This window comes from Microbulbifer maximicatervae (SeqCode), assembly GCF_052467325.1.
The window spans coordinates 3,635,995-3,649,753 of record NZ_CP174310.1; the positions used below are offsets into that span (position 1 = coordinate 3,635,995).

Annotated in this window: 9 protein-coding genes; 3 read left to right on the plus strand and 6 right to left on the minus strand. The window is 49.5% G+C overall.

All coding sequences use genetic code 11. The features are described 5' to 3' along the window. Nucleotides 1-19 precede the first annotated feature (19 nt). Nucleotides 20-2,374 (plus strand): Tex family protein, encoded by a 2,355-nt coding sequence (locus tag ACJJIE_RS16230; protein WP_444894776.1) that lies wholly within the window; start codon nucleotides 20-22, stop codon nucleotides 2,372-2,374. Nucleotides 2,375-2,438: 64 nt separating this feature from the next. Here the strand turns inward: ACJJIE_RS16230 and ACJJIE_RS16235 are convergent, their stop codons facing one another. From ACJJIE_RS16235 to ACJJIE_RS16255, 5 genes are all read right to left on the minus strand, one after another. Further along, on the minus strand, nucleotides 2,439-3,104 hold the full coding sequence (locus ACJJIE_RS16235; protein WP_444892344.1) for an RluA family pseudouridine synthase: 666 nt from the start codon (nucleotides 3,102-3,104) through the stop codon (nucleotides 2,439-2,441). A 151-nt stretch (nucleotides 3,105-3,255) separates the two neighbouring features. Further along, nucleotides 3,256-4,086: a methylenetetrahydrofolate reductase [NAD(P)H] gene (metF, locus tag ACJJIE_RS16240; RefSeq protein WP_444892345.1), complete on the minus strand. Its 831-nt coding sequence runs from the start codon at nucleotides 4,084-4,086 to the stop codon at nucleotides 3,256-3,258. Nucleotides 4,087-4,150: 64 nt separating this feature from the next. Further along, complete coding sequence (gene ahcY, locus ACJJIE_RS16245) at nucleotides 4,151-5,527, minus strand: adenosylhomocysteinase (RefSeq protein WP_369974263.1); 1,377 nt, start codon at nucleotides 5,525-5,527, stop codon at nucleotides 4,151-4,153. A 107-nt stretch (nucleotides 5,528-5,634) separates the two neighbouring features. Next, nucleotides 5,635-6,855: a methionine adenosyltransferase gene (gene metK / locus ACJJIE_RS16250; RefSeq protein WP_282930687.1), complete on the minus strand. Its 1,221-nt coding sequence runs from the start codon at nucleotides 6,853-6,855 to the stop codon at nucleotides 5,635-5,637. A 72-nt stretch (nucleotides 6,856-6,927) separates the two neighbouring features. Continuing rightward, nucleotides 6,928-7,884, minus strand: coding sequence for a metalloregulator ArsR/SmtB family transcription factor (locus ACJJIE_RS16255; protein ID WP_108734975.1), 957 nt, complete (start codon nucleotides 7,882-7,884; stop codon nucleotides 6,928-6,930). A gap of 258 nt (nucleotides 7,885-8,142) precedes the next feature. On the opposite strand from ACJJIE_RS16255, the gene tkt reads away from it, so the two are divergent. Together tkt and gap are read left to right on the plus strand one after the other, a co-directional pair. After that, nucleotides 8,143-10,143 (plus strand): transketolase, encoded by a 2,001-nt coding sequence (gene tkt, locus ACJJIE_RS16260; RefSeq protein WP_282930686.1) that lies wholly within the window; start codon nucleotides 8,143-8,145, stop codon nucleotides 10,141-10,143. A 109-nt stretch (nucleotides 10,144-10,252) separates the two neighbouring features. Further along, complete coding sequence (gap, locus tag ACJJIE_RS16265) at nucleotides 10,253-11,257, plus strand: type I glyceraldehyde-3-phosphate dehydrogenase (RefSeq protein ID WP_444892346.1); 1,005 nt, start codon at nucleotides 10,253-10,255, stop codon at nucleotides 11,255-11,257. 389 nt (nucleotides 11,258-11,646) lie between these two features. Here gap and ACJJIE_RS16270 read toward each other — a convergent pair whose 3' ends face one another. Further along, nucleotides 11,647-13,641 (minus strand): hypothetical protein, encoded by a 1,995-nt coding sequence (locus ACJJIE_RS16270; protein ID WP_444892347.1) that lies wholly within the window; start codon nucleotides 13,639-13,641, stop codon nucleotides 11,647-11,649. Nucleotides 13,642-13,759 lie beyond the last annotated feature (118 nt).

The following is a 13,759-nucleotide window of genomic DNA, read 5'->3' on the forward strand; positions in this document are numbered from 1 at the left end:
AAACGGATGTAAACATCAAATGCTGGATATCAACGTTCGCATCGCCGAAGAACTCAATGTCAGACCACAACAGGTTACCGCCGCAGTATCCCTGCTCGATGAAGGGGCCACAGTCCCATTTATTGCGCGCTACCGGAAAGAAGTGACAGGGGCCCTGGACGACACCCAGCTGCGCACCTTGGAAGACCGACTGCGCTATCTGCGCGAACTGGAAGAGCGCCGCGCTGCCATCCTGAAAAGCATCGATGAGCAGGGCAAGCTGACCCCGGAGTTGTCACAACAAATCAACAGTGCCGACACCAAGAATCGCCTCGAAGACCTCTACCTCCCCTACAAACCCAAGCGCCGCACCAAAGGACAAATCGCCATCGAGGCTGGACTGGAACCGCTGGCCGACGCACTGACCAACAACCCCTCCCTCGACCCTGCAGCCGAAGCAGAGCAATACCTCAATACCGACAACGAAGACGCCTCCCTTCACGTCAAAGACATCAAAGCCGCTCTGGATGGAGCCAAATTTATCCTGATGGAACGCTTTGCCGAAGACGCCGAGCTGCTGGGCAAGCTACGTGAATTCCTCAAGCGCGATGGACAGGTGAAATCCAAACTGCTCGAAGGAAAAGAAGAGGAAGGGGCCAAGTTCCGCGACTATTTTGAATACGCCGAAGACTGGTCCAAGGTTCCCTCGCACCGTGCCCTGGCTATTTTCCGCGGCCGCAACGAAGGCGTACTCGCTATCAGTGTGGGCCTCGCCGAAGAAGAAGGGGCCTCCCCAACCGCCAGCCACCCCTGCGAAGCCATGATTGCCCGCCATGTGGATATCACCGATGAAGGTCGTCCTGCAGACAAATGGCTCGGCGAAGTGGTGCGCTGGACCTGGCGAATCAAGCTGCTGACCGCACTGGAAACTGACCTGATGGGTGAGCTTCGCGAGAAAGCAGAGGAGGAGGCCATCAAGGTATTCTCCCGAAACCTGAAAGATCTGCTGCTGGCAGCTCCGGCTGGGCAAAAAGCCACCATCGGCCTCGACCCAGGCCTGCGCACCGGGGTCAAAGTCGCCGTGGTCGATACCACCGGCAAGATACTCGATCACACCGCCATATTCCCCAACCCGCCACAGAATCGTCACCAGGAGTCTGCAGCGGTTATTGCCGCCCTGTGTAATAAATACAATGTGGGCCTGATCGCCATTGGCAACGGCACCGCCAGCCGTGAGACCGACAAATTTGTCGGGGAAACCATTAAACAATACAAGCTGACGGCTCAAAAAGTAGTGGTTAACGAAGCCGGTGCTTCCGTTTACTCCGCCTCTGAATTTGCTGCGCGGGAATTCCCGGATCTTGATGTGACTATCCGTGGAGCTATCTCCATCGCCCGCCGTTTGCAGGACCCGCTGGCAGAATTGGTGAAAATCGAGCCCAAATCCATTGGTGTTGGCCAGTATCAGCACGACGTTTCCCAGACTCAATTGGCTCGCTCATTGGACGCCGTGGTTGAAGACTGTGTAAACGGTGTCGGCGCTGAGCTGAACTCCGCCTCTGCACCGCTGCTGGCTCGGGTTTCCGGCCTAACCGCATCTATTGCCAACAATATTGTCAGCTACCGCGACCAGAACGGCGCATTCAAAAATCGTAAGCAACTGATGGAAGTTCCGCGTTTGGGCCCCAAGGCATTTGAACAGGCCGCCGGCTTCCTGCGTATTAATAACGGTGAAAATCCGCTGGATAAATCCGGTGTGCACCCCGAGTCCTATATCGTGGTTAAACGCATTGCCGAGAAAAATAGCCGTGAAATTAACAGCCTTATCGGCGACTCCGGCTTCCTGCGCCGACTGAACCCGGCAGACTATACCGACGAGAAATTTGGTGTACCTACCGTTACCGATATTATCGCCGAACTGGAAAAACCTGGCCGCGACCCACGCCCGGAATTCCGCACGGCCAAATTTGAAGAGGGCGTAGAGGAAATAAAAGATCTGCGCCCGGCAATGGTGCTCGAGGGGACCGTCACCAACGTCACCAACTTCGGTGCCTTTGTGGATATCGGTGTTCATCAGGATGGCCTGGTACATATCTCTGCTCTTTCAGAGAAGTTTGTTAAAGATCCCCACGAAGTCGTAAAAGCCGGTGATATTGTCAAAGTTAAAGTGATGGAAGTGGATGTTGCCCGCAAACGTATCGGCCTTTCCATGCGCTTATCTGACGAGCCTGGTGAACAGGGTAGTGGCGGCATCAAAAAGGGTGACCAGCGCGAAAACCGCCAAGCCCAGCGCTACAACAAGCAGCAGGGCAACCGCTCCCAGAAAGGGGGTCAAGGTAATGGCCGTGGCAGCATGGGTGATATTTTGATGGCGGCGATGAAGAATAAAAAATAACCGGTAAAAAGGGCGGCCAAATGGCCGTCCTTTTTACATCTCTCTGACAACCCCTCTTGCCATATTATTCAATTAAAAACTCTCCGGGCAACTCACTAGTAAAATGCAATGCTTCTCCACTTACAGGATGAGAAAATTTCAGCTCGCTAGCATGTAGCAGTAACCTCGAAGCCCCCTTCAACGCATCAGGGTGGGCATAAAAGGGGTCCCCCAATATTGGATGTCCTATTACCTGCATATGCACGCGGAGTTGGTGAGAGCGTCCAGTAACTGGCATAAGTCGAATCAAGCTACTGTTTTCAGAGCTGGAGACTTTCTCCCAGCGGGTTAGAGATGGCTTGCCCTCGGCAAAATCTACTTTTTGTCTCGGCCTATTTGGCCAGTCACAAATAAGGGGTAAATTCACTTCACCACTTACATTTTCAGGCACACCCCATACTCGCGCATAGTAGGTTTTCTCAACTTCACGATTTTGAAATAGAGTACTCAGCGCCTTATGTACCTCAACACTGCGCGCCATTACGATTAGTCCTGAAGTATCCATATCCAATCGATGGACAGTTAATGCATCTGGATATATTGATTGCGCTCGACTAGCTAAGCTGTCTTTATGATCAGCACTTCTTCCCGGAACACTGAGAAGCCCGCTGGGTTTTTCTAAAACCAGTAGTGCATCATCCTCATATAGTATTGAGAGGAATGGTTTCAGGGGGGGGTTATAATTCCGCATTTATACCAACCTACCGGAATTTAAAAATATTTCAGATGGCCCAGAAAAGATACTAAATTTCCAGCCAGTAAACTCTGAACAAACGATATGCAAATTTCAGTCAATGTTTCATAAACAGAAAACTCGAAAGCAATAGCTTTCGAGTTTTCGATTAAAGCTTGAGGTTTTTCAAAATCTTAGTAACGATTGCATCCTGATTCATTGTGTAAAAATGTAAACCCGGTGCACCCCCCTCTAATAAGGTCTCGCAGAGGTCGGTAACAACCTCTAATCCAAGCTTTCGAATGTCTTCAGGATTACGGAAGCTTTCCATGCGTTTAACCAACCACCTCGGAATTTCCGCACCACAATTGCGAGAGAAACGCACAAGGTTGGCAAAATTAGCTATCGGCATAATACCTGGATAAATGGGCGCATCGATACCCGCCTTTTCACACTGATCAATAAAGTAAAAATAGGAATCCGGGTTATAGAAATATTGAGTCAGTGCGCTATTAGCACCTGCCTCAAATTTACCTTTTAAATAGCGAATATCATCATCATAGCTGTTCGACTCCGGGTGGATCTCTGGATAAGCAGCTACTTCAAGATGAAATTGATCACCGGTATGTCGGCGAATAAAGGCGACTAATTCATTCGCATAAACCAGTTGCGCCACTGCACCCATACCCGACGGCATATCACCACGCAGTGCAACTATTCGATTAATTCCCGCCTCTTTATAATCATTTAACAAACCCAGTATTGCCTCTTCATTATCACCACCAAACGACAAATGTGGGGCAATTGAAATACCATCTCGCCGCATATTGGTAACAATACTCGACGTTGTCTCTCTCGTGGTACCACCGGCGCCATAGGTAACAGAAAAGAATTCAGGGTTAAATGCCTGGAGCGCTTCGCGAGTTTTGTATAGCTTTTCGCGACCCTCTGGCGTTTTAGGAGGGAAAAATTCGAAACTTATGCGAATGGAGTCTTTCATTATATTTCTCCAACCCCGCACAATTCAGGCGCCGGCAATGCCGGCACCTCTTAGTTAGGGGCTATTAGTACTTATAACTTTCAGGTTTGAACGGACCTTCAACTGAAACACCGATATAGTTAGCTTGTTGCTCGGTCATACGGGTAATAACACCACTAAAACCCTCAACCATATAGCGTGCAACTTCTTCATCCAGGTGCTTGGGCAGTACTTTTACATACAGCGCTGAAGTTTTTTGATCTGCCGGTAAGTCAGCAAACTTTTCTTTGAACAAATGGATCTGGGCGAGAACCTGGTTGGCAAAAGAGCCATCCATGATGCGGCTCGGATGGCCAGTAGCATTGCCGAGGTTTACCAGACGACCTTCAGACAGCAGCAACAAGTGATCGTTGGTTTCGCTATTGCGAACCACCTTATGTACCTGCGGCTTAACTTCCTGCCACTCCCAGTTTTCACGCATAAAGGCGGTGTCGATTTCATTATCGAAGTGACCAATATTACAAACCACCGCACCACTCTTCAGGGCGGAAAGCATGTGGGCATCGCAAACATTCACATTACCGGTTGTAGTAACGATCAGGTCTGTATTGGCCAGCAGCTGTTTGTTAATACCCTCAGCAGTACCGGTATTAACACCGTCGATGTAGGGGGAAACCAGCTCGAAGCCGTCCATACAAGCCTGCATCGCACAGATCGGGTCCACTTCAGAAACCCGTACGATCATGCCTTCCTGGCGCAGGGATGCTGCGGAACCTTTACCTACGTCGCCGTAACCAATAACCAGCGCTCGCTTACCAGAGAGCAAGTGGTCAGTGGCGCGCTTGATGGCATCGTTGAGGCTGTGGCGACAGCCGTATTTGTTGTCGTTCTTGCTCTTGGTCACAGCGTCATTGACGTTGATCGCAGGAATCTTCAGGGTGCCTTCGCGCAGCATATCCTGCAGACGGTGTACGCCGGTGGTGGTCTCTTCACTCACACCGTGGCAAGCATCGAGAAGTTGCGGGTATTCGCGGTGCAGCAGCTCGGTGAGGTCGCCACCGTCGTCCAGAATAATATTGGGTTGCCAGCCGGCAACATCGGCACCAATAGTGCGCTCAAGGCACCACTCGTACTCTTCTTCAGTTTCACCTTTCCAGGCAAATACGGGGATTCCGCGCGCAGCAATGGCGGCAGCGGCGTGATCCTGGGTGGAGAAAATATTACAGGAGGACCAGCGAACTTCAGCACCTAGTGCGACCAGGGTTTCGATCAGCACTGCAGTCTGGATCGTCATGTGGATACAGCCCATGATACGGGCACCCGCCAGCGGCTGCTCTGCGCGGTATTTCTCACGCAGAGTCATCAGTGCCGGCATTTCACCTTCTGCAATTTCAATTTCACGGCGCCCCCACTCGGCCAGGGAAATGTCCGCGATTTTGTAATCTTTAAATTCAGTGCTCATTTGATTCATCGTTTTTGAGTCCAAAAATTATCAGCTTGCCGAGTGGTACCCAGCATATTTTGTGTGCCCGCGCTTTTGGCGCAGGCATGAATATTTATTTCTGAAACTTAGAGGCCAGCTTGGGAGCGAAGCGCATCCGCTTTATCGGTTTTTTCCCATGGGAAAGCAGTAAAGCTCTCACTGCGTTCCTGGCCATTGCTGTCGATCCAGTTGTAAGTGTGGGTAAACGGATCGCGACCAAAGTGACCGTAAGCTGCAGTCAACTGGTACATCGGGTGCAGCAGGTCGAGGGATTTGGAGATGGCGTAAGGACGCAGGTCAAAGTTTTCGCGCACCAGCTCTACCAGCTTATCCTCTGGTACCAAACCGGTTCCAAAAGTATTAATTGCTACGGAAGTCGGCTCGGCGACACCGATGGCGTAGGAAACCTGAATCTCACAGCGCTTGGCCAAGCCTGCTGCGACAATGTTCTTAGCTACATAGCGACCCGCGTAAGCGGCAGAGCGATCAACCTTGGAGGGATCCTTACCGGAAAATGCACCGCCGCCATGGCGAGCAGAGCCACCGTAAGTGTCAACGATAATCTTGCGCCCGGTGAGACCGCAGTCCCCAACTGGCCCACCAATAACAAAGTTGCCCGTCGGATTAATATGGAACTTGGTGTCTTTATGCAGCCATTCCAGCGGCAAGGTGTTGTGAACAATCAACTCCATCACTGCATCGCGCAGATCTTTTTGGCTGACATCCGGGTTGTGCTGAGTTGAAAGAACAACCGCATCGATCGCACAGGGGCGACCCTGTTCGTCGTAACGGAAGGTCAGCTGGCTTTTTGCATCGGGACGCAACCAGGGAAGCAGACCGGATTTACGCACTTCAGCCTGACGCTCAACCAGACGGTGGGAATAGTAGATCGGTGCAGGCATAAAGGTGGGGGTTTCGTTGGTCGCATAACCAAACATTAACCCCTGGTCCCCAGCACCCTGGTCTTCCGGCTTAGCGCGGTCTACACCCTGTGCGATATCCACAGATTGTTTACCGATCACATTGATAACACCACAGGTCTCACCGTCATAACCCACGTCAGAAGAGGTGTAGCCGATATCGGTGATAACTTTACGCACCAGCTCTTCCAGGTCTACCCAGGCAGAGGTGGAAATCTCACCGGCAATAACAGCAATACCGGTTTTCACCAGGGTTTCACAGGCAACCCGCGCCTGCTTGTCACGGGCCAGTAGAGCATCCAATACAGCATCGGAAATCTGGTCGGCAATTTTATCCGGGTGCCCCTCAGATACGGATTCTGAGGTAAACAGTCTGTATTCACTCATTTTGAGGTCTCCATTGTCCCGCCGCAGCGGTTGAATATCTTTTAACTTCAGGCTGTGCCTGACAAACCCCCGTCAGGGCTTAATAAACTCTCTTATCTGGATCTGAAAGCCGTTGCGCAGGGCACTATAAATACTGCGCCCATCTTGCAGGCCGGCAGTCGCGGCCCAGTCACTCAACTGCTCTGGAGCAAAACCCAGCCATAAATCTCCGCAGGCCTCTCTGGCCCAGTCCTGGCTGTGTTCTTGCAATTCTGCAATTAAAAGCTGCCCGCCCTTTTTTAGGGCGCCGTGCAAATCGTGAAAAATTTGTGCCGGGTCAGGAGTGTGGTGCAGCACCATGTTCACCACGATGGTGTCGGCACTGGCCGGCCGTGCAGCAGCAGCGCGAGTATCGCTACAGACAAACTCGATATTTTTAATACCCTGTTCATCGGCAAAAGATTGGGCCCGCTCCAACATTGCAGAAGACAGATCCAGTGCTGTCACTGTCGCGAAACGCTGAGCCAACTCCTGTAGAAATTCACCTTCTCCAGGCCCAACTTCCAAGGCATGACGACCAGGTTTGAGCAGCTGAGCCACCTGTGGCCCGTATACGTCATAGCTGGCAATCAATTCCTGCTGCTCGCGAAAGCGGTTGCCGTAATCGGCAAAGAAACGTCGCGATGCTTCCGCTCTCTCCTCAGAAATCCGGGATACCGCCTGCACCCGCACATCGGCCAGAGGCAAATGATCCAGGTTGGTAAAAAGCTGTGCCAGCAGTGGAGTAGCTGCAGTGCGCCGGTAGAAAAGGTTATTACCTTCGCGGTGCTTGTTTACCAGACCTGCCTGGGCGAGCACTTTCAAGTGATGACTCAGGGCCGGTTGGCGCAAATCGAAGATTCGGCACAGCTCTAAAACACTGTAAGAATCCTGGCTGAGCAGGCGCAATATTTCGAGCCGCAGGGGATCTCCGGCGGCTTTCAGGGTCAAGGCCAGCTGAGGAATTGCCTCGGCTGGACTCAGTTCGGGTGCTGGCTCATTTTCAGACATGGGGCGAAGTCTAGCAGGGGAGCACACCTATATCAAAATGTTTTGATATAGCTTTATTAAATATTTTTGATATAGATGTTAATGGCGCCGCCTAATGCATAGAATTGGAAGTTTGTTGCTGCACTCAACAACAAATCCCCAACCAAAGCTTTGCGCGGGGCCGCCCTTTACGGGAAAATACGCCACCATTTTGTTGTTGCGGGAATCTGCCGGCAGAGCAGCGCCGCACCCTAGCTAAGAAACCAGAGAGCTCTTCTTATGTCTTCTACTCCCTCTCGCGCTGATAAGGCCAACGCCATTCGCGCCCTGTCCATGGACGCGGTCCAGAAAGCCAAAAGTGGCCACCCCGGTGCGCCCATGGGTATGGCGGATATCGCCGAGGTGCTGTGGAATGACTACTTAAAGCACAACCCGGCCAACCCCAACTGGGCCGATCGCGACCGCTTTGTACTGTCCAACGGTCACGGCTCCATGCTGCTTTATTCCCTGCTGCACCTGTCCGGCTATGACCTGCCGATAGAAGAGCTGCAGAACTTCCGCCAACTGCATTCCAAAACTCCGGGCCATCCCGAATACGGTTATGCCCCTGGTGTAGAAACCACCACCGGCCCACTGGGTCAGGGCATCACCAACGCTGTTGGTATGGCAATGGCGGAAAAGATAATGGGTGCCCAGTTCAATCGCCCCGGCTATGAGCTGGTAGACCATCACACCTATGTATTCTTGGGCGATGGCTGCCTGATGGAAGGTATCTCCCACGAAGCCTGCTCCCTGGCCGGCACTCTGGGCCTGGGCAAGCTGGTCGCCTTCTATGACGACAACGGCATCTCTATCGATGGTGAAGTGGAAGGCTGGTTCACCGACGACACGCCTAAGCGCTTTGAATCCTACGGCTGGCACGTAATCCCCAATGTGGATGGCCACGATTCCGCCGCTATCAAAGCCGCTATTGAAGAAGCTCGCTCTGTTACCGATAAGCCCACCATTATTTGCTGCAAAACCGTGATCGGCTTCGGCTCCCCGAACAAACAGGGGCGCGAAGAGTGTCACGGTGCACCGCTGGGTGACGAAGAGATCGCCCTGGTTCGAGAAACCCTCGGTTGGGCCCACGGCCCATTTGAAATCCCCGAAGATATCTACGCTGGCTGGGATGCCAAAGCCAAAGGTGAAGCCCAGGAAGACGAGTGGAAAGATATCCTCGCCGATTACCGCGAAGAATTCCCGGAGCTGGCAACCGAATTTGAGCGCCGTATGAGCGGTGAACTGCCTGCGGACTTCCTCAGCAAAGCAGATGAGTACATCAAAGCTTGCCAGGGAAGTGCAGAGAAGATCGCCTCTCGTAAAGCCAGCCAAAACGCTCTCAACGCCTACGGCCCGCTGCTGCCCGAATTCCTCGGCGGCTCCGCCGACCTGGCTGGCTCCAACCTCACTATCTGGTCAGGCTCCAAAGGCATCAGCGCCGAGGATGCCTCCGGCAACTACATCTATTACGGTGTGCGCGAATTCGGTATGAGCGCCATTATGAATGGTATCGCTCTGCACGGTGGTTTCGTGCCCTACGGCGCTACCTTCCTGATGTTTATGGAATACGCCCGCAACGCTGTGCGCATGGCCGCACTGATGAAGCAGCGTGTGGTCTTTGTCTACACCCACGACTCTATTGGCCTGGGCGAAGACGGCCCGACTCACCAGCCGGTAGAACAGCTCAGCGCCTTGCGCGCCACTCCGAACCTGCACACTTGGCGCCCCTGTGACGCCACTGAATCCGCAGTGAGCTGGAAGATGGCTATCGCGCGCAAAGAGGGCCCCAGCACCATGGTCTTTAGCCGCCAGGGCCTGGCTCCTCAAGATCGCGACAGCGCACAGCTGGCTCAGATTGAGCGCGGTGGATACGTACTGTCCGACTGCGAAGGTGCTCCTGAAGCCATTATTATTGCCACTGGCTCCGAGGTAGAGCTGGCGATGGCGGCCCAGGAGAAACTGGTTGGCAAGAAAATTCGCGTTGTTTCCATGCCCTGTGCCGAGTTGTTTATGGAGCAGGAAGAGGCTTATCGTGAGTCCGTACTGCCTTCTTCTGTACGTGCACGAGTAGCGGTAGAAGCGAGCCACAAAGACTACTGGTATAAGTTTGTCGGTTTCGATGGCGCTATTATCGGTATGGAAACCTTTGGCGAATCTGCCCCTGCCGGCGACTTGATGCGCTACTTTGGTTTCACTGTGGACAATGTGGCTGAAGCGGTAGAAAAACTGCTGAAGTAATACTGTTCTCTCCACTGAATATCATTTAGGTATCAACCCCGTGCGGCACTGGCTCAACGCCGCGCGGGGACGCTTAGCTGACATTTTTTCTCCTGCCTAAAGTTGTGCTATGACCACTAGAATTGCCATCAATGGCTACGGCCGTATCGGCCGCTCCGTTTTGCGCGCACTCTATGAGTCTGGCGCCCGCGATAGCTTACAAATAGTCGCCATCAATGAACTGGCTGACTGCGACACCATTGCACACCTGACAAAATACGACTCCGTCCACGGCCGCTTCTCAGGCGAAGTTTCTGTGCATAAAGATATCCTTGTGGTTAACGGAGATTCTATTGCCGTAACTCATTGCGAGCGGTTAGAAGATCTGGATTGGCGGCGGGATCAAGTAGATATCGTGCTGGAATGCACCGGCAGCTTTAAACAGCGACAAGGCGCGGAGTTGCACCTTGCCGCAGGAGCCAAGAAAGTATTGTTTTCCCAACCTGCCAGCCGGGATGTCGATGCCACGATTGTTTACGGGGTGAACGAACATATTTTGACGGGCAAGGAACAGGTAATTTCGGCAGCCTCCTGCACGACTAATTGCAGTGTTCCAGTTATCGCCGCACTGGATAAAGCCTTCGGTATTGAGGCAGGAGTCATTACCACCATTCATTCTGCAATGAATGATCAACCGGTAAGTGATGCCTACCATCATACTGATTTGAGAAAAACACGTTCGGCAATAACCTCTGTTATCCCAGTTGATACTGCTTTGGCAAGAGGTATTGAGAGAATACTACCCAACCTGGCAGGTAAATTTGAGGCGCAAGCCCTACGAGTTCCCACTGTCAATGTTTCTGCTATCGATTTATCAGTCTCACTACAAAAGGAAGTGAGCCGGGAAGGTATTAATGCCCTATTAAAATCAGCTTCTGAGTCTGAGTTTAATGGTGTACTTGGCTTTACCCAAGAACCCCTCGCATCCTGCGATTTTAATCACGACCCCCGTTCGGGGATTATTGATGCAGGCCAAACTCGTGTAGCGGGGAATCGCTTAGCCAAGATCTTGATTTGGTTTGATAATGAATGGGGATTTGCCAATCGGATGTTAGATTTAGTAAAAATGATCTAAAAAGCATCTATACATCATTATTCGGCAAGTTACTGATACAGCGTTTTAAGCTGGAAAATATACTCTGGGAGTAATGTTTATGGCACAGACTTAATAACTAGAGAAATAATGATAAATAGTATGAGTGTTGAGCTCGATATCAGGTGCCGGTTGCACCTCTAGGCGAGTTATAATCTGCGAACTTAAATATCAGCACCTAAAAACACCACCACATCAAAAACAATAATAATGGATAAAATACTGAATTAACTTATATTTAATTCTGATCTGGGATAATTAGAGATACACCAAATCACCTATCTAATTTTTGGATCAATACAAAATGGCGACACAAGGTGCCGCCAGTAAATAATAATTCAGTTGGCTATGGAAACCATATCTTTAGATATTTAAAATGGCCTTTCTGATAACTTAATCAAGCCCGAATGGTAAACTCTATTAGTACTTAAAACATGCTCATCCACATCTATATCTTCGTCATAAAGGCTAAGATAAGCATCTTCAAAATATTTTACATTATATTGAAACCAATACTTATCAGCACTATCTATTTGATGGATGTCCCATTCACGCTCTTGGAAAAGAGCACACTCTGCATCAACCTCTGGATTCCAAGAGTCTGATATACAGGGCTCAGCTACAGACTCAGACCTGTAAAATCTGATAGACAGATTACCGTTATCCTTTAATTTCCAGAGCCCAACTAGCTCCTGACGCTCACTATCTTCAATAGCACCGTTATTATCTAAATCATTAATAGATACCGTTGAAATATTACCATCTGCCGAAATATCGAAATAGAACCTATTGAGAGGGTTGAAGAAATTTTTCGGATATAGATAAACACCTTTAATTTCGCTATCAGCCCAGTTTTCAACATCCTTTGAAAAAATAGTTGATATTGTGGAGGAGTGCAGTCCATCTGGAGACACTCTTTCTACAAAGGAATTAAGAATTTCCCCGTTTTGAAAATTTAATAGAGAGAAATATAACCTTTCATTATCAGAAAAGTTAACGACGAGGCGATCAGAATCATCTACAATCCATACAGCAGAGACATCACTCTCAATTATTTCTCCATTACCGGAAGCAACGGGAATTTTAATATTTACATTGCCGCCATTCTCAAAATCACCTGCGAAACTCATTTTTAATGACTTAAGTGTAGAAATAGGCTGGAAGTTTTCAGTGTAGTTCACTACCTCCCCATCTCTATCAGGAGTTGGCATACTATATGAATTACCAATAACCAGTATATCTTTCGGACTCAAAAGATCAGATTGGCGAACACTGTTTGCAGCAATATAATTTGTCTCAAATATATCATCCGACTCAGCCCAATCAGGGAATTTAAGAGTATCGGAAGTTTCTAAAACTACCATTCCTTGATTTTTAGAATCCAACATCCAGAACAATCGGTCGAACTGCCTTTCCCTCACAGCGGAAAGATAATACTCTCCAACTTTCATAGGAATACGCTCTACAAGGGGCTCTACAGACTCCAAAGATATCCCCTCAGGCCCTTGAGTCCAAGTCAATTCAACTAACCCACTGCCATTGAGATACTCACCTGTTCCATTTGTATTTAATGTAATTCTTCCGCCTTCAGATGGAAGGTAATATGTTCCCTCAATAGGGTTTAAATTATTGCTAGAAGTGCCTAAAAAGCCAGCTTCTTGGGCCATAGCAACCTTAACTTCTTTAAATAAACCCTCCATCTGATTCATAAACATAGATACATATTGAGATGAAAGATCAAAATCTGAAGCAAACTGATAGGTATCTTCTACTTCTTCAGGTATTGATATACCTCTCTCTGAGTAATCTATAAATATTTTTATTGCTGCAGCGACAGAAAAGGCTCTTTCAGCATCAACTTTTTTAAATACCTCATCCCACTCATCAGAAGACTCAATAACTGAGTCACTTTCCGATTCTAATATTGCTGAAATAGCGGTAGATACGCTGCTAATATTTACAGCATGACTTTCAGATTGTTCAAGAACACCATCATCTCCAGCGATTTCGACTAAATAACTAAAAGTCCCTAGGGTGCTCGCAAATTTAACCTTGCTATCTTCTTGAGAAGTGGCAACAATTTTAACAACTTCATCTGACTCAGATTCATCCAACTCGATATCAGCCGTATAGCCACCATCGCTACTGGAAAATGAGGAAACTAATGAGTCACCTATGAATATTTCAATATCAGCGCTTGTAGTTGGCCCATCTATCAAGGTGCCATGAATAGAAAGCGAAACTCCCTCCTCACCACTTCCACCACTTCCACCACTTCCACCACTTCCACCACTTCCACCACTGCAGCCTACTATTAAGCTAACAACGCAAGCCCCTAAAAGCTTCGATAATCCGTATCTGTTCATTCTACCAAACTATTCCTTTACACAACTTAACAAAGGGCAGCACTATAAATTTTCTAGTGGGAAAAATCTATCAACAAAAAGTCAATCCTGACAAAACCCAATCTGTACGAAAGTGCAG

Coding starts and splice junctions, on each gene's coding strand:
- ACJJIE_RS16230 (WP_444894776.1), top strand. CDS start 20: ATGCTGGATATCAACGTTCGCATCGCCGAAGAACTCAATGTCAGACCA.
- ACJJIE_RS16235 (WP_444892344.1), bottom strand. CDS start 3,104: ATGCGGAATTATAACCCCCCCCTGAAACCATTCCTCTCAATACTATAT.
- metF (WP_444892345.1), bottom strand. CDS start 4,086: ATGAAAGACTCCATTCGCATAAGTTTCGAATTTTTCCCTCCTAAAACG.
- ahcY (WP_369974263.1), bottom strand. CDS start 5,527: ATGAGCACTGAATTTAAAGATTACAAAATCGCGGACATTTCCCTGGCC.
- metK (WP_282930687.1), bottom strand. CDS start 6,855: ATGAGTGAATACAGACTGTTTACCTCAGAATCCGTATCTGAGGGGCAC.
- ACJJIE_RS16255 (WP_108734975.1), bottom strand. CDS start 7,884: ATGTCTGAAAATGAGCCAGCACCCGAACTGAGTCCAGCCGAGGCAATT.
- tkt (WP_282930686.1), top strand. CDS start 8,143: ATGTCTTCTACTCCCTCTCGCGCTGATAAGGCCAACGCCATTCGCGCC.
- gap (WP_444892346.1), top strand. CDS start 10,253: ATGACCACTAGAATTGCCATCAATGGCTACGGCCGTATCGGCCGCTCC.
- ACJJIE_RS16270 (WP_444892347.1), bottom strand. CDS start 13,641: ATGAACAGATACGGATTATCGAAGCTTTTAGGGGCTTGCGTTGTTAGC.